Consider the following 26,522-nt stretch of genomic DNA (forward strand, 5'->3'; position numbering starts at 1 on the left):
CGCAGCGCGGGATTTTCGCGATCTGGACGAAGAGCAGTCGACTAACAGTCGACTCTACCGGCGGGTCGTTTCACCGTCGGGAAGATCTCAGGCCAGCGCCGGTTCCCGCTCCAGCATGCGATGGAAGCGTTGCAGCACGTACGGATCCACCAGCCCGCCGGCCTGCTCGTCGATGATCCGCAATGCGGCCTCATGCTCCATCGCATTGCGATACGGGCGCACGCTGGTCATCGCATCGTAGGCATCGGCGATGGTGACGATGCGCGCACCCAGCGGGATGGATTCGCCGCGCAGCCCATCGGGGTAGCCGCTGCCATCGAAGGCCTCGTGATGGGCGCGGATCAGCCGCGCCACCGGCAAGGCGTCGCTGCGGCCGGTGGCCAGGAAGATGTGTTCGCCGCGTACCGGATGCTCGCGCATGATCGCGCGCTCCTCATCGGTATGCCGGCGGGGTGCCAGCAGCACATCATCGGGTATGCCGATCTTGCCGATGTCATGGAAGCGCGCGGCCAGGCCGATCTGCGCACGGGCCTCGTCATCAAGATCGCAGTGCGTGGCCAGACACTGCGCGAGCAGGCCAACGCGGTCGCAGTGGTGGCGGGTATAGGCGTCGCGCATCTGCAGCGACATCGCGAGGGCATCGATCAGGCAGGCCTGCGCGTGCAGCAGGTCGGGGGCGGGTACGGCGTCAGGGAACATTGTCATCCGCCCGCACCGGGTGGGGGCCGGTGCGGGGTGTTCGGGGGGGGGATCAACCCGGGGCGAGGGTGGTCAGAAGGGCGCGGGCCGCGTTGAAGCGGTCTTCCGGCAACGGCAGCGGGTGCTTGATGCGCAGCTTGTCGGGCCCTTCCATGGCATAGAGGTTCGGTTGTTTCTGGATCAGCTGGATCACCGCCATCGGATCGATGTTCGGCTTGGACTCGAACACGATGCGGCCGCCGTTCTCGCCCAGGTCGAGCTTGCGGATGCCCAGCGTATTGGCTTTCAGCTTCAGCTCGGCGATGGCGAACAGGTGCTTGGCTGCATCCGGCAGCAGGCCGAAGCGGTCGATCATCTCCACCTGCAGTTCGCGCAGTGCATCGCTGTCGCGCGCGCTTGAAATGCGCTTGTACAGGGTCAGGCGGGTGTGCACGTCCGGCAGGTAGTCTTCCGGGATCAGTGCCGGCACATGCAGCTCGACCTCGGCGCCGCGCACTTCCTCACCGGCATCCAGGTCGGGCAGCTTGCCCTGCTTGATGCTGCGTACCGCGCGTTCCAGCAGCTCGGTATACAGGCTGAAGCCAACCTCGGCCATCTGCCCGCTCTGGTCCTCGCCAAGCAGTTCACCGGCGCCGCGGATTTCCAGATCGTGGGTGGCCAGGGTGAAGCCGGCGCCCAGCTCGTCCATCGAGGCGATCGCTTCCAGGCGCTTCTCGGCGTCGGGGGTGATCGCGCGACGGTCGGGGGTGATCAGGTAGGCGTAGGCACGGTGGTGCGAACGGCCGACGCGGCCACGCAGCTGGTGCAGCTGGGCCAGGCCGAAACGGTCGGCACGGTTGATGATGATGGTGTTGGCGTTGGGGATGTCGATGCCCGATTCGATGATCGTGGTCGACAGCAGCACGTTGAAACGCTGCTTCTGGAAATCCAGCATCACCTTTTCCAGTTCGCGCTCGGGCATCTGCCCGTGGGCGATGCCGATGCGTGCCTCCGGCACCAGCTCGGACAGCTCGCGCTGCATGCGGCCGATGCTCTCCACATCGTTGTGCAGGAAGTACAGCTGGCCACCGCGCGCGAGCTCGCGCTGGAAGGCTTCGCGCAGCAGCGCGTTGTCCCACTGGGTGATGAAGGTCTGCACCGCCAGCCGGTTCGGCGGCGGCGTGGCGATGATCGACAGGTCGCGCAGGCCGGCCATGGCCATGTTGAGCGTGCGCGGGATCGGCGTGGCGGTCAGCGTCAGCAGGTGTACGTTGGCGCGCAGCGCCTTCAGCGCCTCCTTCTGGCGCACGCCGAATCGCTGCTCCTCGTCGACGATGACCATGCCCAGGTCCTTGAACTTCACGTCAGGCTGCAGCAGGCGATGGGTGCCGACGATGACGTCGATGGTGCCAGCGGCCACCTTCTCCAGTTCGGCCTTGATTTCCCTGCTGGTCTTGAAGCGCGACAGCACTTCGACCTTCAGCGGGTAATCGGCGAAACGGTCGCGGAAGTTGCGATAATGCTGCTCGGCCAGCAGCGTGGTCGGCACCAGCACCGCCACCTGCTTGCCGGCACTGGCCGCAGCAAATGCAGCGCGCACCGCCACCTCGGTCTTGCCGAAGCCGACGTCGCCGCAGACCACGCGGTCCATCGGCTGGCTGCTGGCCAGGTCGCGCAGGGTGGCATCGATCGCAGCCAGCTGGTCGGGGGTTTCCTCGAACGGGAAACCGGCGGCGAACGGCTCGTACATCGCGCGGTCGACCTGCAGTGCCAGGCCGGCACGCGCCTGGCGGCGGGCCTGGATTTCCAGCAGTTCGGCGGCGACATCGCGCACCTTCTCGGCGGCCTTGCGCTTGGCCTTGCTCCACTGCTCGCCACCGAGCGAATGCAGCGGTGCGGTTTCCGCCGAAGCGCCGGAGTAGCGGCTGATCAGGTGCAGCTGGGCGACCGGTACATACAGGCGGTCGCCCTTGGCATATTCGATGTCGAGGAACTCGCCGGGCATGCCGCCGACGTCCATCGCGATCAGGCCACGGTAGCGGCCGACGCCATGGTCCTCGTGCACGATCGGCGCACCCTCGGTCAGCTCGCCGAGGTCGCGGATGATCGCCTCCGGCTCGCGGCCGGCACGGCGCGTGCGGCGGGTGCTGCCGGCGCGCTCGGGGAACAGCTGGCGCTCGGTCAGCACCGCGATGCGCGGGTCGTCCAGCGCGAAGCCATCTTCCAGCGGCGCCACTGCGATCGCGAAGCGCGCATCGCTAGCGAGGAAACCGGGCAGGTCGGCCACCACCGGCGGCTTCAGCTCGGCGGCCTGCAGCACTTCCAGCAGTGCCTCGCGGCGGCCGGGCGAATCGGCGGCGATCAGTACCCGGCCCGGATAATGGCCGAGGAAGGATTTCAGCGCATCGCCGGCGGGGGCTTCGCGTGCGGCCACCGGCAGCGGGGGCAGCGGCTGGTCGCCCAGCGCGTGCGCGTCGGCGATGCGTGCGTGGTCGGCGGCCCATACCTCGATGCGCGGTGCATCGTTCAGGCGCTCGCGCAGCAGCTCCGGCGACAGGTACAGCGCCGACGGCGGCAGCAGCGGCCGTTCCACATCGTGGCGGCGCTGCTCATAACGCTCGCCGGTCTGCGCCCAGAACGCCTCGGCGGCTTCGCCGGCACCGGCACAGACCACCGGCAGGCTGCCGCTGGGCAGGTAGTCGAACAGGGTTGCGGTGCGCTCGAAGAACAGCGGCAGGTAGTACTCGACGCCGGCCGGGGCCAGCCCGGATTTCAGGTCCTGGTACAGCGCGCTGCGCCGGGTATCGACATCGAAGCGCTCGCGCAGCGTGGACAGCACGCGGGCGATGCTGGCCTCGTCCATGGGCACTTCGCGGCCCGGCAGCATGTGCACGGCCTCGACCTTGTCCAGCGAACGCTGGCTTTCCGGATCGAAGGCACGGATCGAATCGATGTCCTCGTCCAGCAGTTCCACCCGCAGCGGCTCGTCGGCGCCCATCGGGAACACGTCGAGCAGGCCGCCGCGCACGGCGAAGTCACCCGGGTCCATCACCTGCGGCACGTTGCGGTAGCCGGCGCTTTCCAGGCGGCGCTTCTCGGCTTCCAGATCCAGGCGCTGGCCGACCTTCAGGTCGAAGCTGCCACCAATGACGTAGCTGCGCGGGGCCAGCTGCTGCAGCAGGGTCTGCACCGGCACGATCACCAGGCCACGCTTCAGCGTGGGCAGGCGGTGCAGGGCAGCCAGACGCTGCGAGATGATGTCCGGATGCGGGCTGAAGCGGTCGTAGGGCAGGGTTTCCCAGTCCGGGAAGGCGACCACCGGCAGGGCCGGGTCACCACCGAGCAGGGTCTGCAGATCGGCTTCAAACTGGTTTGCGCCGTGGTTGTCACGGGCGATCACCAGCAGCGGAGCGTCGTGCACGCGCGATGCCTGGGCCAGGTACCAGGCCAGTGCGGTGGGCGAGGCGGGGGCGCGCCACCAGGCGCGGAGCTGGCCGGCGCGCGGCAGCGGCGGGGCGGGGTATGAGGTACGCGACATGGACCCCGGATTTTAGCAGAAGCCCGATCCGGTCCCGGTGCATTGTGCCGGCCCGTTGCCGGCAGCCTCATCTGCCGTTGGGGCAGCGGAATGCCGGCCAGCGGCCGGCACTACCGGGAGACGTGGCCGGGCAGGGCCCGGCGCATCCGTCAGTTGTCCAGCTCCAGCACCATCCGGACCAGGCCTTCGGCTCCGGTCGGGTGCGGCACCGGCTTGAAGCCCAGCGACGCGGCCAGCTGCTTCATCGGTTCGTTCTCGGCGGCAACGTCGCCGTACAGGCGGTCCAGGTACTTGCCACGGCCCCACTTCACCAGCTTGCGCATCAGCTGCCGTCCCAGGCCTTGGCCGATCAGGAAGCGGCTGATCAGGATCGCGTACTCGGCTTCACGGGTGCCGGGGATGATCGAGGCCCGGGCGACCGCGCCGACCACCGCTTCGCCCGCGGGCAGGGACTCGGCTGCGACCAGGGTGATCTCGGTCTTGGGGTTGGGGTGGGTCAGACGCTGGGTGGTTTCCGGCGACAGCTCGGTCACCGCCTGCAGGAAACGATCACGGATTTCTTCCGGCCCGAACAGGCTGAATGCCGCTTGCAGCGGTGCGCCATCTTCCGGGCGGATGGGGCGGATCAGCAGCTCGTGGCCGCTGGGAGCCTTGAAGATCTCATGCCAGGGCGGCATGCGGTTGCGAGTGGCCATACCGGGTGATTCCTTGGTGGTCCATCGATTGTGGCATCACCGGGGCTGCGTTCCGTGAACGAAAGGCTCACGGCGGTACAGCCTCGTGAAGGCCGTTATTCGGGGGCTTTGAGCCAGTCCAGGCGGGTGCTGGCCCCGGGTTCGCCCAGGTGCTGGCGCAGCGCCGGCAGGGCCGGACCGACCACGCGGTCGAACTGCCACGGCGGGTTGAGCAGCAGCATGCCGCTGCCGTTGAGGCGCAGCGGCGAGTCGTCCGGGCGCACCAGGAACTCGATCGTCATCGCCGATTTCACCGGCAGGGCGGTGGCCTTGCGCAGGAAGTGCAGGATGGTGCGGCGCTGCTTGATCGGGAACCAGACCGCACAGGTGGCCTGCGGCCAGCGTGCCAGGGTTTCGGCCAGGGCGGCCAGCACCGCCTGGTACTCGGCATCCTGGGCTTCGTAGGGCGGGTCGATCAGCACCAGGCCGCGGCCGATCTTGCTGCCGTTGAACTTCGGCGGCAGCAGCGAACGCAGCAGGGCATAGCCATCGCCCGCCCGAACGTCGACGCGGCTGTCATGGGCGAACAGGGCCTTCAGCGTGGCCGTTTCGGCTTCCTGCAGCTCACAGACCGCCATGCGGTCCTGGGGGCGCATGGCCTGCGCGCTCAGCAGCGGCGAGCCCGGATAATTGGTCAGTGCGCCCACCGGATTGTCGGCCTGCACCGCCTTCAGGTAGCGCTCGACTACCTCCGGCAGCCTGGGCTGGGCCATCAGCCGCATGATCCCGGATTCGGCCTCCAGGGTCTTGCGGCTCTCTTCGCTGGCCAGCAGGTAGCGGCCAGCACCGCCGTGGGTGTCGAGCACGAAGAACGGGCTGTCCTTGCGCTTGAAGCTGTCGATCAGGGCCAGCTGCACGATGTGTTTGAGCACGTCGGCGTGGTTGCCGGCATGGAAGGCGTGGCGATAGTTCATGGGCCGCAGTGTACGGGGCGGCGGCCGCAGCGGCTATGCTGCGCGCCATGACAGCTCCTGTTGCCCATGTCCTGGTGGTCGAGGACGAAGCCGCCATCGCCGAAACCGTGCTCTATGCGCTGCGCAGCGAGGGCTATGCCGCCAGCCACTGCCTGCTCGGTGGCGAGGCGCTGCAACGGCTGCAGGCCGGGGATATCGACGTGGTGGTGCTGGACGTGGGCCTGCCCGACCTGGGTGGCTTCGAGGTGTGCCGCCGGCTGCGCGCGCAGCCCGGTCCGGCGGCGCAGCTGCCGGTGATCTTCCTGACCGCCCGCAACGATGAAGTGGACCGCGTGCTCGGCCTGGAACTGGGCGCCGACGATTACATGACCAAGCCGTTCTCGCCGCGTGAGCTGGTGGCGCGGGTGCGTGCGCGCCTGCGTCGCGCCGCACCGGTCGCGGCAGCCCCCGGCGCCGATACGGGCTGGCAGGAACATGGTGCCTTCGCCATCGACCGTGAAGGCCGGCGCATCCGCTTCCGCGGCCACGCGCTGGACCTGACCCGCTACGAGTACGCGTTGCTGGAAGCGTTGCTGCAGCGGCCGGGTGCCATCCTCAGTCGTGCCCAGTTGATGGATCGCGGCTGGGACAGCAGCGCCGATAGTGCCGACCGTACCGTCGACACCCATGTAAAGACGTTGCGCGCCAAGCTGCGCGCAGCCGGTGCCAGCGACGACCCGATCCGCACCCACCGTGGCCTCGGCTACGCGCTGGAGGTCTAGCCGATGCGCCTGGTCCTGAAGCTGTTCCTCGGCTTCTTCCTGATCACCGGCATCGCCGCGTTCTTCGTGATGCGCGTGTTCGTCAACGAAGTGAAGCCGGGTGTGCGCCAGGCGATGGAATCGACCCTGGTCGATGCCGCCAACGTGCTGGCCGAGATGGCGGCGGCCGATGTCAAGGACGGCACCATCCGCAGCGGCAGCTTCACCCGCAACCTCGCCAAGGCGCGGCAGCGTGACCTGAAAGCGATGGTCTGGCGCTTTCCCAAGCGCTCACTGGACTACCGGGTGACCATCACCGATGCCAAGGGCATCGTCATCTACGACTCGCTGGGCCGCGACCTGGGGCGTGACAATTCGCGCTGGAACGATGTCTACCGCACCCTGCGTGGCGAGTACGGCGCCCGCTCCAGCCCGGAAGTGCCAGGCGAAGAAGGCGATACGGTGATGCATGTGGCGGCGCCGGTATACGACCCGGCCGATGGCCGCACCCTGATCGGCGTGCTCAGCCTGGCCCAGCCCAATCGCAGCATCGATCCGTTCATTGCGGCCAGCCAGCGCGCCATCATCGAGCGCGGCGCCTGGCTGATCGGATTGTCGGCGCTGGTCGGCGTGCTGGTGACGATGTGGCTCACGACGGGCCTTGGCCAGCTCAGCCGCTATGCACGGGCGGTCAGCGCCGGCGAACCGGTGCCACCGCCGCGGCGGCGCCGCGACGAGATCGGCGACCTGGGCCAGGCACTGGAAACAATGCGCCGCAAGCTGGAGGGCAAGGCCTACGTCGAGCAGTACGTGCAGTCGCTGACGCATGAAATGAAAAGCCCGTTGGCGGCGATCCGCGGTGCCGCCGAGCTGCTGCAGGAGCCGCTGCCGGAGGCCGACCGCGTGCATTTCGCACGCAGCATCGTCGATCAGCAGGAGCGGCTGACCGAGACGATCGACAAGCTGCTGGCGCTGGCCGAAGTGGAACAGCACGGCTGGCTGCAGACCCGCGATCCGATCGCGCTGCCAACCTTGCTGGCCGATGCGGCGGCGGCGGCGCAGGTGCGTGCGCAGGCGGCCGGCGTGCAGGTTCGCATCGGCAGCGTGCCCGACATGCGCGTGCAGGGTGATGCCTATCTGCTGCGGCAGGCGTTGCACAACCTGATCGACAACGCCATTGCCTTCTCACCGCCCGGCGCGGACATCGCGCTGCAGGCCGAGGTGGACGGGCAGGGCGTGCGCCTGCAGGTAGCGGATCGCGGCGCCGGCATTCCCGACTACGCGCGCGAACGGGTGTTCGAACGCTTCTATTCGCTGGCCCGCCCCGGCAGCGGCCGGCGCAGTTCCGGCCTGGGCCTGCCGTTCGTGCAGGAAGTGGCTCGCCTGCATGACGGACGCGCCAGCCTCGACGCCCGCGATGGCGGTGGCACGGTGGCCAGCCTGTGGCTGCCGTTGGGTGCAGCGGGCCAGCGCCCGCGCCGCTGACTTCACACTCGCTTCAAATTCGCCACAAACCCTGCTCACCGCAGCGGTCCATCCTGCAGCCCTCTCCAACGAGGATGGACCATGAAATCCCTGAAGATGCTGCTGCGGTTCGCCATTGTCGGCGGGCTGATCCTGTTGTTGCTGGTGCCGCTGATGATGATCCGCGGGGTGATCACCGAGCGCAGCCAGTACCGCGACGAGGCCTTTGCGCGGGTGGCCGACAGCCGTGCCGGCACGCAGCAGCTGGTTGGCCCGGTGCGGGTGGTGCCGTGGGTGGAACGCAAGCAGGTTGAACTGGTTGACCCGCTGGGCGTCAAGAAGACCGAGGTGCAGGTCACCGAGGGGCACTGGCTGCAGATGCCGGCGTCGCTGGAGGTGGGCGGTGAGATGCTGCCGAGCCAGCGCGAAGTCGGCCTGTTCAAGGTGCCGGTGTACAGCTGGAACGGCCAGATGAAGGCGAGCTTCGCCGCTGACGACTATCCCGTGAAGGCAGGGCGCACGTATGGCCAGCCGTATGTGGCGGTGGGCGTTTCCGATGTGCGCGGCCTGGTCGGTACACCGAACCTGCGCGTGGATGGCAAGCAGCTGCGCCTGCTGCCGGGCGTCGGCGTGGCCAGCGAAGTTGGCCGTGGCCTGCATGCGCCGGTGGCCGGTTTCGCTGCGGATCAGGGCGGCACGCTGGCGGCCAGCACCGTTGAACTGGAGCTGCGCCTGGATGGCAGCCGCATGCTGTCGGTGGTGCCGGTGGGCGATGACACCCACATCGCGCTGCGTTCGAGCTGGCCGCATCCGTCGTTCAGCGGTGCGTTCCTGCCCAACGAGCGGCGCGTTGATGCACAGGGATTCGACGCGCGCTGGGCGGTGTCATCGCTGGCCTCCGACGCACAGCGGCAGCTGCGCAATGAAGGTTCGGTCGACTCGCAGGCGGTGACGGTGTCGCTGGTCGATCCGGTCGATACCTACACCCAGGCCGACCGTGCGTCCAAGTACGGGGTGCTGTTCGTGCTGCTGACCTTCGTCGGATTCATCCTGTTCGAGCTGATCAAGTCGCTGCGCATCCACCCGCTGCAGTACCTCATGGTCGGCCTGGCGCTGGCGATCTTCTTCCTGCTGCTGATCAGCCTGTCCGAGCACATCGCGTTCTGGAAGGCCTACCTGGTTTCGGCGGTGGCCTGTATCGGCCTGCAGGCGGTGTATCTGGCCAACGTGCTGGGCCATTGGAGGCGCGGCCTCGGCTTCGCGGCCCTGCTGACCGTGCTGTACGGCGCGCTGTATGGCCTGCTGGTGTCGGAGAACAACGCACTGCTGATGGGGTCGCTGCTGCTGTTCGTGATCCTGGCGCTTGCGATGTGGGTGACCCGCCGGGTCGACTGGTACGCGCTCGGCGCGGACCTGAAGTAAGGAGCACGCCATGGGCTGGCGCCAGGGATTGCGGCAACGGGCACGGCAGGGCATTCCGGCCCTGCTGGAAGTGGATGCGCTGCTGCAGGCACATGGCGTGCTGGCGGCCCTGCCGGGGGCGCGGATCGCCCCCGGTCTGGTCCGCTTCCAGCTGGCGGCGGTGACCTGCGAAGGATTGCAGGGGCAGGGATTGCGTTGGCTGCAGGGTGCGCGGCAGGGACGCGGCGCGGTGGCCGGGCGGGTGCCGCGCTATCGGCCATGGAAGGCCGGCGCGGAGGCATTGGCCGAGATCGGCATCGGCGGCCTTCCGGATGACTGGCCGGCACACGCGGCGGTGTACGGCTGCAGCAGCGTCGACCGGCGGCACTGGTTGCTGTTGCTGCCGGAGCGGGCGCAGTTGTGGTTGGGATGGAGCGGGTGATTCGGCTTTTGCGGGTACGAACCAAGACTCTGCTGTGGGTGCGAACCAACCACTCTCCTGTGGGTGCGAACCTCGGTTCGCACGCTTCCGCGCCGCCCATGACCGATGGGACGGTATCGCCGCGCCCCGGCTGGCTAGACTCGATGGGTTGATGATCGAGCCGAAGGGCAGGGGTGCGATGTGTTGAAGTGGGGCGTGCTGGCCGTAGCGCTGGCGATGGGTGGCAATGCAGCGGCGCAGCAGCGCGAAACGGTGGACCTGGACATGGTCAGCCGCATCCGCCAGGAGGCATTCCACCGTTCGCAGGTGATGGACACCTTCAGCTATCTCACCGAGCGCATCGGCCCGCGCCTGAGCAATTCGCCGGCGATGGGCCGCGCCAATGCGTGGACCCGCGGCAAGTTCAACGAATGGAAGCTGGACAACGTCCACGACGAAGCCTTCGATGATTTCGGCCGTGGCTGGGAATTCACCTCGGCGAGCGTGGAAATGCTGGGTGACCGCGTGCAGCCGCTGCATGCGCTGCCCAAAGCCTGGACCCGCGGTACGAAGGGCCCGGTCGAAGGCGAGCTGGTGCAGGTCGACATCAAGAAGCCCGAAGACATCGAGAAGTACCGCGGCAAGCTGCGCGGCAAGATCCTCCTGCTGGGCGAGGCACGCGAATACAAGCGGGGCACCGAGCCCGATTCGCACCGCCACGACGCGACCTCGCTCGAGGGCCTGCAGGAGTTCACCCTGCCCAAGGACAAGGACGCTACCGCCGAGCGCGCCAAGCGGGTCAAGGAGTACCAGGAACGCCAGCAGCTGGCGGCCAAGGTCAATGCGTTTTTCGTCGAAGAGGGCGCGCTGGCCTCGATCAGCATCAGCAGCTGGGACAACGGCATCATCCGCGTTGCCGGCGGCGGTTCGCGCAAGGCCGGTGAGCCGGTGGGCATCCCGGAACTGGCGATGATCAGCGAACACTTCAATCCGCTGGTGCGCGCGCTTCAGGCCAAGCAGACGGTGCGCCTGCGCGTGGATGTAGCGGCGCGCTTCACCGACGAGGCCGACCAGCCCGGCTACAACACGCTGGCCGAGATCCGCGGCAGCAGCAAGCCCGATGAAGTGGTGATGATCGGTGCGCACCTGGATTCGTGGCACAGCGGCACCGGTGCGGCCGACAACGCGGCCGGCGTGGCGGTGATGATGGAGGCGATGCGCATCCTCAAGGCCACCGGCGCCAAGCCCAAGCGCACCATCCGCGTGGCGCTGTGGAGCGGCGAGGAGCAGGGCCTGATCGGCTCGCAGGCCTACGTCGCCAAGCATTTCGGTCGCTTCCCCGAACCCACTGACGCGGCGCAGAAGGCGCTGCCGGCGTCGCTGCGCGAGCCGACCGGTGCACTGCAGAAGACCCGCGATTACAGCAAGTTCCAGGTTTACTTCAACATGGACAACGGCTCGGGCCGCTTCCGTGGCATCTACGCGCAGGAAAACCTGGCGGCGATGCCGATCTTCGAAGCCTGGCTGGCGCCGTTCCATGACGTGGGCGCCACCACCGTGGCCACCCGCAACACCGGCAGTACCGACCACATCAGCTTCGATCGCATCGGCCTGCCGGGCTTCCAGTTCATCCAGGACCGGCTGGACTACTTCACCAACGTCCACCACAGCCACCTGGACACCTGGGACCACGCCGAACCGGAAGACCTGAAGCAGGCCGCGGCCATCGTCGCTTCGTTCGCCTACAACGCCGCAATGCGCGAGCCGTCCTTCCCGCGAAAGGCAGAACCGTAAAAGGGGACGGAGGGGATTAAGTCGCATCTCCCCTCCGCTTCCCGGTTGCAGCACCCCAGGGCTGGGCAATCGCGACTTAATCCCCTCCGTCCCCTTTTTCCGTCGGGGGCGGTGGGCTGGTAAAATCGGGGGATTCCCGTTCCTCGAGCCGTCCATGACCTGCCGCACCCGCTTCGCCCCCAGTCCCACTGGCTACCTGCACATCGGTGGTGCCCGCACCGCGCTGTACTGCTGGCTGGAGGCCCGTCACCGCGGCGGTGAGTTCGTGCTGCGCATCGAGGACACCGACCGCGAACGCAGCACCCAGGGCGCAATCGACGCCATCCTGGAGGCGATGGAGTGGCTGGGCCTGGACTACGACGAAGGCCCGATCTACCAGACCGACCGCGTCGCCCGTTACCAGGAAGTGGCCGAGCAGCTGATCGCCGAGGGCAAGGCGTACTACGCCTACGAGACCCGCGAGGAGCTGGATGCCATGCGCGAGGCCGCCATGGCCAGGCAGGAAAAGCCGCGCTACAACGGCGCTGCGCGCGATCTGGGCCTGCCCTACCGGGACGACCCGAACCGCGTCATCCGCTTCAAGAACCCGCTGGAAGGCACGGTGGTGTTCGATGACCTGATCAAGGGCCGCATCGAGATCGCCAACAGCGAGCTGGATGACATGGTCATCTTCCGCCCGGACGGCTACCCCACCTACAACTTCGCGGTGGTGGTGGACGACTGGGACATGGGCATCACCGAGGTCATCCGCGGCGACGACCACATCAACAACACCCCGCGCCAGATCAACCTGTATGAAGGCATCGGCGCGCCGGTGCCCAGGTTCGGCCACATGCCGATGATCCTGGACGAGCAGGGCGCCAAGCTGTCCAAGCGCACCGGTGCGGCTGACGTGATGCAGTACAAGGACGCCGGCTACCTGCCCGATGCGCTGCTGAGCTACCTGGCCCGCCTGGGCTGGTCGCATGGTGACCAGGAGCTGTTCAGCCGCCAGGAACTGATCGACCTGTTCGACGTGAAGGATTGCAATTCCAAGGCCTCGCGCCTGGACATGGCCAAGCTGGGCTGGGTCAACCAGCACTTCCTGAAGACCGAGGACGTGGCCGCGATCGTGCCGCACCTGGTCTACCAGCTGCAGAAGCTGGGGCTGGACGTGGCCGCCGGCCCGGCTCCGGAGGATGTGGTGATCGCCCTGCGTGAACGCGTGCAGACCCTGAAGGAAATGGCCGAGAAGGCCGTGGTCTGGTACCAGCCGCTGACCGAGTACGATGAAGCGGCGGTGGCCAAGCACTTCAAGGCCGGTGCCGAGGTGGCGCTGGGCAAGGCCCGCGAGCTGCTGGCCGCGCTGCCGGAATGGACCGCCGAGTCGGTGGGCGTCGCCCTGCATGACGCGGCCGCAGCGCTGGAGATCGGCATGGGCAAGGTCGCCCAGCCGCTGCGCGTGGCCATCACCGGCACCCAGGTCAGCCCTGACATTTCCCATACCGTGTACCTGGCCGGCCGCGAGCAGGCCTTGAAACGCATTGATGTGGCCATCACCAAGGTAGCAACGGCCTGAGGCATCCTTGCCAGGCCCGAACCGGAGAACACGCATGCCCGCCAAGACCGCCACTGCCTGTACCGCCCCGCACCACCACGTCCACGACGCATCGGATTTCGTGGCGGTGGTCGAGCGTGTCTCGCGCGAACGCGGGCTGCGCCTGACCCCGATCCGCGCCAACGTGCTGAAGCTGATCGCCGAGGCCGGCAAGCCGGTCAAGGCCTACGAGCTGCTGGAATGGGTGCGCAACGGCAAGGGCGTGGGCGCTGATGCCCCGCCCACCGTGTACCGCGCGCTGGACTTCCTGATGGCCAATGGCTTCGTGCACAAGCTGGAGTCGGTGAATGCCTTTGTGGCCTGCCATCATCCAAGCAGCGCTGCGCATTCGGTGCCGTTCCTGATCTGCAACAGCTGCCACAGCGCAGTGGAGCTGGAAGACCGCGAGATCGTCAGCCAGCTGGAGAAGCGGGCCAAGGAACTGGGCTTCCAGCCGCAGGCACAGACCCTGGAAGTGCACGGTCTCTGCGCGCGCTGCGCGGGGTAACGCAATGGTAGTGCCGGCCGCTGGCCGGCATCCTGAGTGGGGTCAGATCCCTTTGCCATTGGCAAAGGCATCTGACCCCGTTTCATGACAAGGGCTAGTCCTTCGGCTTGCCTGCGGTATCCACCCGCACGATCACCGACATGCCGGGCCGCAGCTGCGCGGCCAGCTTCTGGCCTTCATCGATCGATATCCGCACCGGCAGCCGCTGCACCACCTTGGTGAAGTTGCCGCTGGCATTGTCCGGGCGCAACACGCTGAACTCCGATCCGGTGGCGGGCGCGATCTCCTGCACGCGGCCGCGCAGCACCTGGCCCTGGAACGCGTCCACCGAGAACGTGGCCGGCTGGCCGATCGCCATTCCCCAGGTCTGGCCTTCCTTGTAGTTGGCCACCACCCACAGTGTGTCAGGTACCAGGAACAGCAGCTGCGAACCGGCGGCGACATACTGGCCCACGCGCACGCTGGCTTCACTGATCTGGCCGTCGCGCGGTGCGTGGATCACCGTATTGGCCAGGTCGATGCGGGCCAGTTCCAGCTGCGCCTGTGCGCTTTCCACCTGGGCCTCCAGGCTCTTGCGCGCGACCTGGGTCGACACCAGTGTTTCCTCGGCGATTCGGATCTGCGCCTGCGACTGCTGCACGCTGGCCTGCGCCGAGGCTTGGCTGGTGCGGAACTTGTCGCGGTCATTGATCGACACCAACTGCTGCGCGGCCAGTTCCTCGTAGCGCTTCAGCTCGTTGCGCGCGCGCTGCAGTTCGGCCTGGCCAGCCGAGAGCGTGGCGCGCGCCGAGGCGATCTGCGCACGGTTCTGCGCCTGCGACTGGTCGGAGTTGGCCAGCGCCGCGCGCGCACTGTCCAGCGTCGCTTGCGCCTGGGCGACGCGTTGGGCATAGATGCGGTCATCGATGCGCAGCAGCGGCTCGCCGTGACTTACGTGCTGGAAATCCTTCACCAGCACTTCAGTCACATAGCCATTCACCTGCGGCGCCATCACCGTGATCTGTCCGCGCACATAGGCGTTGTCGGTCACCATCACGCTGCTGGTGAACGGCCACAGGTGCCAGGCGCGCAGGATCAGCGCGATGCCCAGCAGGGCGACCACCACCATCACTACCACGCTGCGCGCGCTGGGCTTGAGGTACTTCGGCGCGACCGCCGGTTCAACGGGCGTGGGCGCAGGCGCCGCGTCGGTCGGCGGCGGTGGGGTCACGTTGTCGGCGTCGTCGGATCGGGGCGGGACGGGGGGCATGGTCGAGAACTCAGCGGGGCGCGGCTGGCGTGGCCGCAGTGGAAAGGGCGGGGTGGCGCTTGCGCCATTGCTTGAGCACGGCGGTGCGCAGCGACAGCAGCAGCAACCAGCACAGGAAGCCGATCGCCAGCCAGCCGCTCAGCGTGAACACATCATTGAAGCCGCGCACGTTGGCTTCGCGGCGAGTGGTCTGCGCCAGCTGCGCGCTGCCCTGCGCGCTGCGCAGCACCGGGTCGGTGATCTGGGCGGCATACAGCTGCTGTTGGATGCGCAGGCGCTGCGCCACCACCGGATCGGCGGGATCGAGCTGGCTGGTCAACGCGCTGGAGTACAACTGCTCGCGATGCAGCTGGAAGGTCCCCAGCACCGCCGAACCTGCCAGGCCGCCCAGCGTCTGCGTGATCGACAGCGTCACCAGGAAGGTGATCATGTGGTCCACACCCTGTTTCAACGCAGCGGAAATGCCGAGCATGATCAGCGGGCCCATGAACATGCCGGCACCGACCGAGGCCAGGAACTGGCTGGCGTAGAAGTCGTGCGGCCGATCCAGGCTGGTGCGGTGCTGGTCGAAGAAGGCGGCAGCGCCCAGCAGCAGGATCGCCATCAGCAGCTGCGGGATCAGCCGTTTGGGCCCGAAAGTCAGTGCAGTGCCGGCGATACCGGTGATCACGCCGGCAAGAATCACCACGAACAGCGGCCGCAACTGATCAGGGCCCATGCCGAGCGTGCGCATCAGGTTGACCACGCCGTAGGACTGCTCGGTGGTCAGGAAGCGGATCAGGAACGCGCCGACGATGAAATGCAGTACGGGCAGGCTGGCCAGCCAGCGTGTCTGCAGCAGCGGATTGCGCCGGTAGTGTTCGATGATGAAGGCGGTGGTGGACAGCACGATCGAGGCGATCAGCGCCCAGCCCAGCCACGGCGTGTTGAGCCACCAACGGGTGTAGCCCTGCGCCAGTACGATCACCAGCAGCGCAACCGCCGGCGCCAGCAACGCGAAGGTAAGGAAATCCAGCGGCTCGAAGGCCTTCACCTGGATGCCGGGCGGCAGCTTCAACACCACTACGGCGGCGAATGCGCACAACGCAAGGCCGGCCTCGAACGAATACAGCTGGTGCCACTGGCCGGTATCCACCAAGCCTGGTGAAACGATCCAGGCGATCGGCACCGCCAGCTGCGAAAGGCCGACGCCGACCACCAGCAGGTTGCCGGTAAAGCGGCGGGGCAGGGCCTGCAGCATGTACAGCGTGCCCAAGGTCGAACAGGCCGCGCCGGCGAAGCCGCTGGCGGCACGGGTCAGCATCGTGGTCTCGAAGCTGCCGACGAACAGGTGCAGCACCGCCAGCGCCGCGTACAGGCCCAGCCCGATTTCGGCGAACAGGCGGATGCCGTACTGCTGGCGGAATTTGAAGGCCAGCAGGTTGGCGGTGACATTGACCATTGCATAGGCCGCCACCAGCCAGCTGCCCTGGGTCGGGGTCAGCGCCAGCTGGCCCTGCAGGAACGGCAGGTTGGCAGTGACCAGCGCATTGCCCAGCCCGCCGGTGATCGCCACCAGCAGCGATACCAGCGCATAAGCCACACGCCGGTACGGTGGGTGCCAGGGCATCGACGCCGAGCCGGGCATGGTCGGCTTCTCGTGCTCCTCCCAATCCGGAACCGGCTTCAGATACGGCTGGACCATCAGCGGGCCTCGCTGGTTGCTCCCTGAAGACCCCCGCGCAGCAGCTGCAGGGCACGCCCGGCCAGGTGGGCGCGCTCGTCGCGGGTCTTGCCGCGCAGGGCTGCGCCCAGCATGCCCGAGATCAGTGAAATATCCGTCTTCTCCAGATCGGCACGGCACAGCCCGGCGGCCTTGGCGCGGGCGATCGGCTCCTCCAGCAGGTCGCGCACGGTCTCGCGCGCCGCGCGCATGGCCGGCACGTCCGAATCGACCGCACGCCAGTAATCGGCCAGCGCCGGCGAATCGATGATGCGCTGGGCCATGCCCTCGAACACCTCGAACAGGGCGTCGTCGCGGTCGCCGAGCTGTTCGACCTGGCGCCGGATGCGGTCGACCGTACGCTGCAGCAGCGCCTGGATCAGCGCGGTGCGGTCGGGGAAGTTGCGGTACAGGGTGGCGCGGCCCACCTGGGCGCGTTCGACCACCAGATCCAGCGGGGCGGTGACGCCATGTTGGCCGAAGACATGATCGGCGGCGTCGAGGATGAGGGCACGGCGGGCAGCAGCATCGGCACGTTGGGCGGTCATGGAGTTATTTTCGGACAAAGGTGTCCGTTTGGCGAGACATTGAGTGACGGGATTGTCCGCTTGTTGTGGTACGCACATCTTTGTGACGGATGCGTGATGGTGAAAATCTGAACGAAAACGGGGCCCGAAGGCCCACCGCTGGAGTTGCTGTAGATCCACGCCATGCGTGGATGAAAAGGCTTGGAGCCGGAACGGATGCGGCTAGCCGGTGGCTGATCCGCTCATCTGGCCTTCTTCCTGCTCTTGATGAAATCAATGAACCCCTTCTCATGGCCCTCAAAGGCACGTCTGCCGTACTTGCGGTGCTGCGGTTCGAACAGCGCGTAGGCTGCATCAAGGTTTCCCGATTCGAACTCAATCGTTGCAAGGAGCTCGTCCATGTACTCGCTTGAGGCTTCTCCTTGTCCATAAATTTCTCTGGCGACCATCGCCCACGCTCTGGCCTTCTCAAACTGGGCGGTATCGCGATAGAAAACTGCTATTCCATACGATGAACTCTGGGCGTGGTCATAGGATGACTTGGGCTCTGGAATCATGTCCCAGCTTTCAAGGAAGCGATGCTCTGCCTCCGCGATGTCACCGGCCAGCCAAGCGGTTCTCCCGCATTTGGCGATTGCAAGGATGCGTTCTTTCAGTTCGGCATCGAGACTCATGGTCATGCAAGTGTTTCCGCTCAGTTTTTCTATTGGATTGATACCGGGCTGAGTCTAGCCGCGTAGTAGATGGTGACGCATTGGTAGTGCGCCGCTTTCACCAGTTCATGCCATATACGACAAAAAGAGGGGGCCTTTCGGCCCCCTCGGGTAATGTTCCGACGGCGTAAGCCGATCAGAAGAACGCGCGGATGCCGAACGCGACACCACGGCCCGGCAGCGGCGAGTAGTCGCGCAGCAGCGAGGTATGCGGACGCACTTCGCGGTTGGTCAGGTTGCTGCCATCCAGGAACACCTCGTAGCTGTTGCTGGCGTTGCGGTCCCAACGATAGGCCAGGTGCGCGTCGACCAGGGTGTAGCCGTTGCTCGGCTCCTCGTTCTGCGCGACGTCCTTCTGGCGGCTGTAACGCACCGCACCGACCGAGGCGCGCCAGCCGTCCTTCGACCAGCGCAGGTCGGCACCGACGCGGGCCGGGGCGATGCGCGGCAGGTAGCCGGTGTTGGCAAGTTCCACGCTGTAGTTGTGGTTGTGGTCGCCATGCGGAACGGCAATGTCGAGGTTGCGGCTGCCGCTGCCATCCAGCTTGGCTTTCACGTAGTCACCGAACAGGCGCAGGTCCCAGTCACCGGCGCCGCCCTCGAACAGGTGCACCAGGGCCTCGGCCTCGGCACCGCGGAATACCGCGTCCTGCTGGGTCCACGCACGAACTGGCAGGCCCTCGGTAACGCCGGTGTCGGCCAGGTAGATGAAGTCCTTGAACCTGGTCTGGTAGACCGACGCGGAGAAGTCCAGGCGCTCGCTGTGGGTGTGGATGCCCAGTTCCACGCGCTGGCCGCGCTCGGTCTTCAGGTTGGCGTCGCCGATTTCCAGCGAGCGGGTGGCGATGTGTGCGCCGGCGGCATACAGCTCTTCGTTGGTCGGTGCACGCTCGGAGCTGTCCACGCCGATGCGCAGGTCGACGGCGTCGTTGAGCTTCCAGATACCGGCGGCAGACAGGTTGGTGGCACCGAACGTACGGCGGCGATAGTCACCGGTCGGGTCCAGCTTGACCTGGTCGTGGCGGCCGCCCAGTTCCAGCTTGAACGGGCCGAACTGCTTTTCCTGCAGTACAAACAGGCCGATGTTCTTCGTACCGGTATCCGGTACGAACGCTTCTTCACCCTTGGCGCCGAAATCACTGTTGCCGAACTGCAGGCCGAAGGCGCCGTCCCACCCACCGATCTGCTGCTGCACCGCTTCCAGGCGCGCCTCGATGCCACGGTTGGTGAAGCGGGTGGAGGGCGTGCCGGCCTCCAGCTCCACGTGCTCGTAGTCGGTGTAGGCCACGCGTGCGTTGATGTTCTTCAGGAACGAGACCGGGTTGTAGATGCCGGCCTTGGTCTCGAAGCGGTTCTGCACCATGTCGATGCGCACGTCATGCTCGTCGCCGCCTTCCTCTTCATCGCCGTGGTCGTGGCCGTGGTCATGGCCGTGATCGTCGCCGTCGGCGTGCACGTGTGCGCCGTTGGGAATGCCGTAGTTGGTGCGGTAGGTGCTGGCCGACACGCCGAAGTAGCCGCCTTCGCCCAGCCAGGTGGCGCCGACGCCGCCGGCGCGGGTGCGGATGGAGCTGTTGTCGAGGCGGCCGCGACGCGGCTCTTCGCCTTCCTCGCCCGCGTGATCGTGGTCGTGGTCGTCGTGGTGGTCTTCCAGGCTGTCGATCACCGCATAGCCGGGAATGCGGTAGTCGTCGCCATTGCGCACCAGGCCGTCCACATGAAGCACGACATTGCCGCTGACGCCATCGAGGCGGAACATGCCGCTGCGCTCGTTGTTCACCGAATTGCCACGCAGCTCGGCGCGGCCGCTGAGCGGGCGCTCGGGCAGCTCGCGCGCGATGCGGCCGTCGACCACATTGACTGCACCACCGATGGCACCGCTGCCGAACAGCAGCGTGGCCGGCCCCTTCAGCACTTCGATCTGGTCAGCCAGGAACGGCTCGATGCTGGTGGCATGGTCCGCACTGACGGTGGATGCATCCATGTTGCCCATGCCGTTGGACAGCACCGCAACGCGTGGGCCTTCCTGGCCACGGATGATCGGGCGCCCGACACCGGGCCCGAAGAAGGTGCTCTGCACGCCGGGCAGCTTGGCCACGGTATCGCCGAGGGTGCCGGCCTTCTGTTCGTCCAGGCGCTCACCGGCCAGCACCTCCACCGGGCGCGCAAGGGATTCGGCATCGCCCTGCAGCGGCGACGCGGTGACCTGCACCGAGGACAGCTCGGTCAGGTGGCGGTCACGATGGGCGGTGTCCTGACCGGCTGCGAAGGCGACGGACGGCAGCAGGGCGGCGAGGGCCAGGGCCAGGGAATGCGGCTTGAGCCGTGCGGTGTGGGCGGGCATGGATGGGTCCTTTGTTACACTGTATCAATCGCGGGGCGCACGAATCCCGTCGATGGGACAGGGGGAGGGAAAGCGTGCGGGTCGGGAAGGGATGTTATATTATTCCATAACGATTCGCCGACCCTGCTGGAAGTCATGTCCTTGTCCTCACGCCTGCGCCACCTGCTCGACCGTTTCGGTGCCACCGGTTCGATGCTTTGCGCGGTGCATTGCGCAGTCATCCCGGTGCTGCTGGCGGCAGCGCCCTCGCTGGGCCTGTCGTTCTGGCTGAGCGACGGCGTTGAACAGGCGCTGGTGCTGTTCGTGACCCTGCTTGGGCTGTTCAGCCTGGTCTGGGGTTACCGCCGCCATGGCGCGCTGCGTGCGCTGGGCTTCCTGATCCCCGGCCTGGTCGCGCTGTGGGCTGGCGTGCTGTACGAGCCGCTGCATCACAACGCCGTGCCGCATGCGGTGGTGATGACCATCGGTGGCCTGCTGGTGGGCGTTGCCCATCTGGTCAACCTGCGCCTGAACCACGGCCACGTACACGACGCCAGCTGCGCGCACTAGGCGCTCCATGATAGGATTTTCGATCGTGCGCGGGGGCGCCCAGCAAGGCGGCCCCGCCGAACCCGTGTCAGTACGGGGTAACCAGATTTCACACTTGAGGAGTTGAAGACATGGGTAAGGGTGACCGCAAGACCGCCAAGGGCAAGCGCTACAACGCCAGCTACGGCAACGCCCGTTCGCATACCGCGAGCAAGGTCGCCGTAGGCGCCGCCGCCCCGGTTGCCAAGAAGACCGTGGCCAAGGCTCCGGCGAAGAAGGCCGTGGCGAAGAAGGCCGTCGCCAAGGCCTGATCCGGCCGCGCGACTGGTCCAAGGAAGAACGCGGCGCCTGGCGCCGCGTTTTTTTATGCATGATTTTGCAGAGCCGAGCCCATGCCCGGCTGGCGCAATGCAGCCGAGCGTGGGCTCGGCTCTACAACCGGATCAGCGCAGGGTCTTCTTCAGCGTTTCCGGGTTGCCGTCGTTCGGCGCGGCTGGTACCTGCAGAAGGTGTGCCAGCAGTGGATAGACATCGACATTGTCGAAGCCATCGATCACCAGGCCCTGGCGGAACGACGGGCCACTGGCCACGAACACCGCGCGCATGGACGGCAGCGCGTTGTCGTAGCCGTGCGAGCCGCGGTCCTGCTGTTCGCGCTTGGCGATCTTTTCCTGATGCAGGGCATCCCAGCCTTCATCCATCATGCAGACAATGGCGGGAATGCGCGGATGGGTGCCGTAGTGCAGGCGCGCCGGCAGTTTTTCTTTCTTCCAGCATTCGTAGTGCGCGTGGCGGCCGAGCAGAGCGCGTTCGGCGGCGGCTTCATGGCCGACCACCGGTGCGAAGCCGACCGACTGGCCCTGGCTGACATTGCGCGCAATCGCCGGGTCGACCATCGATTCGGTGGCGATCACCTGGCCAGCGGGGACACTGGCCATGCCATGGTCAGAGACCACGATCACGTTGGTGGTCGAGGCCAGGCCGCGCTGCTGCAGCCCATCGAGCACAAGGCCGACGATCTGGTCGGCGCGCACGATGGCGTCGGCGTACTGCTTCGACTCGGGGCCGTAGTTGTGACCTGCCTTGTCCACGTGTTCCATGTACAGCGTGGTCAGGCGGGGTGCATCGGCGTCGGTCTGTGACAGCCAATCGAGCACGATGCCAGCGCGCTGTTCCAGCGGTTCCTTGCCGTCGTAGATGCGCCACTGGCTGGGGCGTACACCACGGATCTCCGATTCGCTGCCCGGCCATGATGTGGTGGCCGACCGAACGCCGGCATTCTCGGCGCCGACCCAGATCGGTTCGCCGCCCCACCAGCCACTGGTGGTAACCGCTTCGCGATTGCTCAGCTCGAACCGGCCCAGTGCTTCATCGTCCATGCTGTTGTTGACGATGCCGTGGTGGTCCGGGCGCAGGCCGGTAACGAGGGTGTAGTGATTCGGGAAGGTCAGCGACGGATAGGACGGGGTCATCCAGCGTGCGCGCACGCCGCCATCGATCAGGCGTTGCAGGTTCGGGGTCAGGCTGCGGTCCAGCGCATCGGCGCGCAGGCCGTCGATGGAGATCAGCAGCAGCTTCGGTGGTGCCGCCGCAGCGACGGAAGTGGGAACGGAGGCGGAAGGCGCGGGCGCGGTGGTGCAGGCAGCCAGGGGCAGCAGCAGCGCCAGCGCACAGGTCAGGCGTACGGAAGTCATCCGCGCATGATAAGCCGGCGCAATGACGCGCCCAAGACACGGCGCGCTATCGCGCGCGGTGTCCGCGCATTTTTTCCTTGTCCCCGCGCCTGTCGGCGCGCGCCCTTCAATAAGAAGGGGGCTTTTCTCCGGACAGATTCCAGATGCCTCCATCCACGCATGGCGTGGATCTACCGTGTCGACCAAGGTCGACACCTACCCACCGCCGCGGGAATCTGTCGAAGGTGGGGCGGTGTGGGTGGGCAGGACCGTTGGCGCCATGGATGGCGCCATCGAGCCCCCATGGATGGGTTTACGGCGTGTCCTGCCCACCCATACCGCCCCACCCAACGCGTAGAAAATCGGAGCTGTATTGGCTCTTGACCTTGCCGTTGCCTCTGCGGGTGCCGGGCGCAGCCCGGCCGGCCCTCTCAGGCGAACAGCGGGGCCTGGCGCTGTTCCAGCCGCAGCAGCGCGGCCTTGGTTTCCAGGCCGCCACCGAAGCCGGTCAGTGCACCGTTGCTGCCGATCACGCGGTGGCAGGGCAGGATGATCGGCAATGGATTGCGGCCATTGGCCGCGCCCACCGCGCGGGTCGCGCTGGGTTGGCCCAGGTGCTGCGCCAACTGCAGATAGCTCCAGGTCTGGCCGAACGGAATCAACGCCAGCGCCTGCCACACGCGCAGCTGGAACGGCGTGCCGCGTGGTGCCAGCTGCAGGTCGAACCGGCTGCGTTCACCGTGCAGGAACTGCAGCAGCTGTTCGCGTGCCTCCGGCAGTGCATCCGGTGCGTAATGCCAGCCGTCGCGCCCGCGTGCGGGGTGACGGTTCTCCGGAAACAGCACGTGCGCAAGACCACGCTCGTCACCGGCGATGGTCAATACGCCGATCGGGCTGTCGAAACGATCGAACAACAGGGTCATGTCGGTTCTCCAACGAACGTCCCGGACAGGTGCCACAGGTGCAGCACCGCGTAGGCGCGCCACGGGCGCCAGGGTTGCGAGCGCGCTTCGGTCGCACGTTCACTCAGGCGCTGGCCCCGTGCGTGGCCGAGAACCTGCTGCAGCACAAGGTCGCCGGCCGGGAAGGCATCGGGTTGGCCGAGCCCGCGCAGGGCGATGTACTGCGCGGTCCAGGGGCCGATGCCGGGCAGTGCAACGCAGCGCGCAACGAATTCCTCCAAGGCCTGGCCGGGCCCGAAGTCGAGCCGGCCGCTGGCGCAGGCGGCGGCCAGGGCGCGCACGGTGGCGGCGCGGCTGCGCGGCAGGCCGATGGATTCCAATGGTGCCTCGGCCAGTACCTCGGGCGCGGGGAACTGGCGATCGAATTCCGATGGCATGCCCGGCAGGTGCGCGCCGTAGGCATCGACCAGGCGCCGCGCGAAGGTGGTGGCCGCGGCCACGCTGACCTGCTGCCCGAGCACCGCGCGTATGCCCACCTCGAAACCATCCCAGCCGCCGGGCACGCGCAGCCCGGGGCGCTCGGCGATGCCACGCGCGAGCAGCGGTTCTTCGCCCAGCGCGGCATGCACCTGCTGCAGGTCGGCATCCAGATCGAACACGCGACGCACGCGGCGCACGATGTCGGGGATCAGGCGTGGATCCACCGCGCCCAGTTGCAGGCGCAGCTCCGGGCGCTTCGGGTCGGCGGTGACGCGCAGCAGGGTGGGGCGTTCGGGCGTGCCCAGCACGCGCTGGTAGCTGTCTTCGCCGATCAGTTCGATGCCGGGCAGGCTGCGTTTGCGCAGGAAGGCCAGCATGCGTGGGAAGTCCAGTGGTGGACGGTAGCCCAGGCGCAGCACCAGGCCGCCATCATCTGCAGCCAACGGTTGATGCTGGCGACGCAGGGCGGTCGGCGCCATCCCACAGCCCTGCAGGAACGCGGTATTGAAGCGGCGCAGGCTGTTGTAGCCGGCAGCCAGCGCGACGTCGGTCACCGCCAGCGTGGTTTCGGTCAGCAACTGTTTGGCCAGCAACAGGCGATGGGTTGCGTGGATCTGCCCGGGCGTTGCGCCGAGATGTTCGACGAACAGGCGCTGCAGTTGGCGCGCGCTGAGGCCGAGCTTCGTTGCAAGATCGGCCACCGGCTGCTCCTGCAGGAAGCCGCCGTGGATCAGCGCCAGTGCGCGCTGCACGGTCTGTCCGGCCAGGGCCTGCTGGGCCTGCGGTGCCAATTCCGGGCGGCAGCGCAGGCAGGGGCGGTACCCGGCGGCCGCGGCGGCCGCGGCGGTGGGGAAGTAGGTGATGTTGCGCGGCTTCGGCGGCGGTGCCGGGCACACCGGGCGGCAATAGATGCCGGTGCTGCGCACGGCGGTGAAGAACACGCCGTCGAAGCGTGCGTCGCGGGCCAGGCGGGCGCGGTCGCAGGCGGCGGTGTCGAGGGCGAGAGGGGAGTCCATGGCGCCAGTCTAGGCCCGCGCGGGCGGCGATACTCGCCACATTCGGACATGGATGCTGAAGGGGGGCAGGCTGGGCTGCGCCCGGCACCCGCGGTAGTGCGGGCCGGGGGCGGCCAACGGCAACGGCAACGGCAGAAGCTGGTTTTCTGTGGGGAGGCGGGGTGGGCCCGGTTGCGGGAGACGCCGTAAACCCGTCCTTGGGGGCTTGGCCGCGGCATCCATGCCGCGGACACTCCCGCAACTGGACCCACCCCGCCTTCGACAGGTTCCTGCGATCTGTCGGAAGCGCATCCCGCTCAGGTAGGTGTCGACCTTGGTCGACACGCTTTTTCCCCAAGGGTCAGAAGGGGTTCATCACCACGCACTGAATGCGCGGCCTGGACGGGTAGACTGTGGCTCTTGCTCACGTGAAGACCGGTTGCCCGATGTCCGCCAAACTCCGCTGGTTGCCCCTGTTGTGCCTGGCCCTGGCGGGCTGTAGCCAGCTGGAGAATCCGGGCAATGTGACTGCCGCCGACAAGGCCGCGCGGGCGCCGTCCAGCGATGGCGAGAACATGGTGTCGATCAATGCGGCTGACGCACCGCCGCCGCCGGCACCGCCGCGCAGCCGGGAGGACCGGCCGTGGCCGCAGGCGCAGCTGGAGAATGGACGCGCCTGGATCAGTTGCAGCACCGAGTACGCCGGCGAAGCTGGCGACGGTGTCGAGCTGGAAGGCCTGCAGCGCGAGCAGATCACCCAGGCCCTGGCTCCGTGCGCCGAGCGTGGCCTGATGCGCGTGCGCTACGCCGGCAAGATCAATCCGGGCTTCGCCGAGATGATGTGGCGTCTGGCGGTGGTGGCCGACCAGCAGAAGATCCACAAGCGCATCCTTGACCTGGATTCCAGCGGCGGGCAGGTGGAGTCGGCGATCGTCGCCGGTGACAGCATCGGTGAATCGGGCTGGACCATCTGGGTGCGCGAAGGCTCGATCTGCCACAGCGCCTGCGTGTTCGTGCTGGCCGCCGGCGACAACCGCCTGCTGTCGGGCAAGGTCGGCATCCACCGCATGATGCGCATCAGTTCCAAGGCCACCTCGCGTGCCGAGCTCAACCGCGAGCTGCACGAGGTCTACGACAACGTGAAGGACTATCTGCAGCGCAATGGCGTGGCGGTGGGTGTGGCCGATCTGATGATGACCGTGCCCAACCGCAGCCTGCGCCTGCTGACTCCGGACGAGCTGCGCCAGTACGGCCTGGATGGGACCAATGCGGTGCAGGACGATCTGGAACGGATCAAGCAGATGCGTGCCTGCGGCGACGATTTCGTGCAGCGCAAGGACGCCTTCCTGGTCGCCTTCGACCAGCAGTGCAAGCGCGAAGGCGCCGACATGGAGTCGATCAACAGTTGTGGCCAGGCGTTGAAGCAGCGCTTCGGCTTCCCGGACGCAGTTTGTCCCGACGAAAGCCCGCTGTCGGAGATCGATGTGGCGACGCTGCCACCAGCGCCGCCGGAGCCCCCGCCGGTGGCCGAACAGGCGCCAGTGAACGCCGCCGCGCCCGCCGCGCAGGCTGATGCGGCAGCGGTGGAGGGCGACGCCCCGGCACGCTGACAGCATAGTCACCGCGCTGGCGTAGACTGCG

At 67.2% G+C, this 26,522-nt stretch carries 22 protein-coding genes; 10 read left to right on the forward strand and 12 right to left on the reverse strand.

The genetic code is table 11. The features are described 5' to 3' along the window. Positions 1–87: 87 nt before the first annotated feature. From ACM0O9_RS08500 to ACM0O9_RS08515, 4 genes are all read right to left on the reverse strand, one after another. Positions 88–705, reverse strand: a complete 618-nt coding sequence (locus ACM0O9_RS08500; protein WP_005415790.1) for an HD-GYP domain-containing protein — start codon at positions 703–705, stop codon at positions 88–90. Positions 706–751: 46 nt separating this feature from the next. Further along, complete coding sequence (gene mfd / locus ACM0O9_RS08505; protein WP_414603942.1) at positions 752–4,216, reverse strand: transcription-repair coupling factor; 3,465 nt, start codon at positions 4,214–4,216, stop codon at positions 752–754. 149 nt (positions 4,217–4,365) lie between these two features. Continuing rightward, on the reverse strand, positions 4,366–4,911 hold the full coding sequence (locus ACM0O9_RS08510) for a GNAT family N-acetyltransferase (protein ID WP_004150340.1): 546 nt from the start codon (positions 4,909–4,911) through the stop codon (positions 4,366–4,368). A gap of 95 nt (positions 4,912–5,006) precedes the next feature. Further along, the gene (locus ACM0O9_RS08515) at positions 5,007–5,864 is read right to left on the reverse strand and encodes a 23S rRNA (adenine(2030)-N(6))-methyltransferase RlmJ (RefSeq protein WP_053499314.1); all 858 of its coding nucleotides are present in this window, start codon (positions 5,862–5,864) and stop codon (positions 5,007–5,009) included. Between the two features lie 35 nt (positions 5,865–5,899). Here ACM0O9_RS08515 and creB point away from each other — a divergent pair, with 35 nt between their 5' ends. From creB to ACM0O9_RS08550, 7 genes are all read left to right on the forward strand, one after another. Continuing rightward, the gene (creB, locus tag ACM0O9_RS08520) at positions 5,900–6,625 is read left to right on the forward strand and encodes a two-component system response regulator CreB (RefSeq protein ID WP_080375099.1); all 726 of its coding nucleotides are present in this window, start codon (positions 5,900–5,902) and stop codon (positions 6,623–6,625) included. A gap of 3 nt (positions 6,626–6,628) precedes the next feature. Then, entirely contained in the window at positions 6,629–8,089 is a 1,461-nt protein-coding gene (gene creC / locus ACM0O9_RS08525) for a two-component system sensor histidine kinase CreC (protein ID WP_065177469.1), read from the forward strand. 81 nt (positions 8,090–8,170) lie between these two features. Then, positions 8,171–9,490, forward strand: a complete 1,320-nt coding sequence (creD, locus tag ACM0O9_RS08530; protein ID WP_065177468.1) for a cell envelope integrity protein CreD — start codon at positions 8,171–8,173, stop codon at positions 9,488–9,490. Positions 9,491–9,500: 10 nt separating this feature from the next. After that, positions 9,501–9,911: a hypothetical protein gene (locus tag ACM0O9_RS08535; protein WP_005415796.1), complete on the forward strand. Its 411-nt coding sequence runs from the start codon at positions 9,501–9,503 to the stop codon at positions 9,909–9,911. 180 nt (positions 9,912–10,091) lie between these two features. After that, positions 10,092–11,684: a M20/M25/M40 family metallo-hydrolase gene (locus tag ACM0O9_RS08540; RefSeq protein ID WP_065177467.1), complete on the forward strand. Its 1,593-nt coding sequence runs from the start codon at positions 10,092–10,094 to the stop codon at positions 11,682–11,684. 154 nt (positions 11,685–11,838) lie between these two features. Beyond that, a complete protein-coding gene (gene gltX, locus ACM0O9_RS08545) occupies positions 11,839–13,242 on the forward strand; it encodes a glutamate--tRNA ligase (RefSeq protein WP_005415798.1) in 1,404 nt (467 codons plus the stop codon). Between the two features lie 34 nt (positions 13,243–13,276). Next, positions 13,277–13,768, forward strand: a complete 492-nt coding sequence (locus ACM0O9_RS08550; protein ID WP_005415799.1) for a Fur family transcriptional regulator — start codon at positions 13,277–13,279, stop codon at positions 13,766–13,768. A 94-nt stretch (positions 13,769–13,862) separates the two neighbouring features. Here ACM0O9_RS08550 and ACM0O9_RS08555 read toward each other — a convergent pair whose 3' ends face one another. The 5 genes from ACM0O9_RS08555 to ACM0O9_RS08575 form a co-directional block, all read right to left on the reverse strand. Then, entirely contained in the window at positions 13,863–15,017 is a 1,155-nt protein-coding gene (locus ACM0O9_RS08555; RefSeq protein ID WP_414603941.1) for an HlyD family secretion protein, read from the reverse strand. Positions 15,018–15,027: 10 nt separating this feature from the next. Then, positions 15,028–16,701 carry an MFS transporter gene (locus ACM0O9_RS08560; RefSeq protein WP_065177464.1) on the reverse strand — a complete coding sequence of 558 codons (1,674 nt, stop codon included), beginning with the start codon at positions 16,699–16,701 and terminating at the stop codon, positions 15,028–15,030. Continuing rightward, positions 16,701–17,267, reverse strand: coding sequence for a TetR/AcrR family transcriptional regulator (locus tag ACM0O9_RS08565; protein ID WP_005415802.1), 567 nt, complete (start codon positions 17,265–17,267; stop codon positions 16,701–16,703). The genes ACM0O9_RS08560 and ACM0O9_RS08565 overlap by 1 nt, the downstream gene beginning before the upstream one ends. Positions 17,268–17,488: 221 nt before the next feature. Beyond that, entirely contained in the window at positions 17,489–17,926 is a 438-nt protein-coding gene (locus ACM0O9_RS08570; protein WP_065186389.1) for a hypothetical protein, read from the reverse strand. Between the two features lie 169 nt (positions 17,927–18,095). After that, on the reverse strand, positions 18,096–20,303 hold the full coding sequence (locus ACM0O9_RS08575) for a TonB-dependent receptor (protein WP_065177463.1): 2,208 nt from the start codon (positions 20,301–20,303) through the stop codon (positions 18,096–18,098). A gap of 135 nt (positions 20,304–20,438) precedes the next feature. On the opposite strand from ACM0O9_RS08575, the gene ACM0O9_RS08580 reads away from it, so the two are divergent. Both ACM0O9_RS08580 and ACM0O9_RS08585 read left to right on the forward strand, forming a co-directional pair. Beyond that, positions 20,439–20,852: a MerC domain-containing protein gene (locus tag ACM0O9_RS08580; protein ID WP_005415804.1), complete on the forward strand. Its 414-nt coding sequence runs from the start codon at positions 20,439–20,441 to the stop codon at positions 20,850–20,852. A 110-nt stretch (positions 20,853–20,962) separates the two neighbouring features. Continuing rightward, positions 20,963–21,142, forward strand: coding sequence for a 30S ribosomal protein THX (locus tag ACM0O9_RS08585; protein WP_004150462.1), 180 nt, complete (start codon positions 20,963–20,965; stop codon positions 21,140–21,142). Between the two features lie 132 nt (positions 21,143–21,274). Here ACM0O9_RS08585 and ACM0O9_RS08590 read toward each other — a convergent pair whose 3' ends face one another. From ACM0O9_RS08590 to ACM0O9_RS08600, 3 genes are all read right to left on the reverse strand, one after another. Then, a complete protein-coding gene (locus tag ACM0O9_RS08590; RefSeq protein WP_414603940.1) occupies positions 21,275–22,525 on the reverse strand; it encodes an alkaline phosphatase family protein in 1,251 nt (416 codons plus the stop codon). 410 nt (positions 22,526–22,935) lie between these two features. Then, entirely contained in the window at positions 22,936–23,427 is a 492-nt protein-coding gene (locus tag ACM0O9_RS08595; RefSeq protein ID WP_005415806.1) for a methylated-DNA--[protein]-cysteine S-methyltransferase, read from the reverse strand. Then, positions 23,424–24,902, reverse strand: coding sequence for a DNA-3-methyladenine glycosylase 2 family protein (locus ACM0O9_RS08600; protein WP_414603939.1), 1,479 nt, complete (start codon positions 24,900–24,902; stop codon positions 23,424–23,426). Before ACM0O9_RS08600 ends, ACM0O9_RS08595 begins: the two co-directional genes overlap by 4 nt. Positions 24,903–25,327: 425 nt before the next feature. Here ACM0O9_RS08600 and ACM0O9_RS08605 point away from each other — a divergent pair, with 425 nt between their 5' ends. Then, the gene (locus ACM0O9_RS08605) at positions 25,328–26,491 is read left to right on the forward strand and encodes a COG3904 family protein (RefSeq protein ID WP_414603913.1); all 1,164 of its coding nucleotides are present in this window, start codon (positions 25,328–25,330) and stop codon (positions 26,489–26,491) included. Positions 26,492–26,522: the final 31 nt, after the last annotated feature.

This window comes from Stenotrophomonas sp. FR012 (assembly GCF_047520565.2).
Classification (GTDB): Bacteria; Pseudomonadota; Gammaproteobacteria; order Xanthomonadales; family Xanthomonadaceae; genus Stenotrophomonas; species Stenotrophomonas sepilia.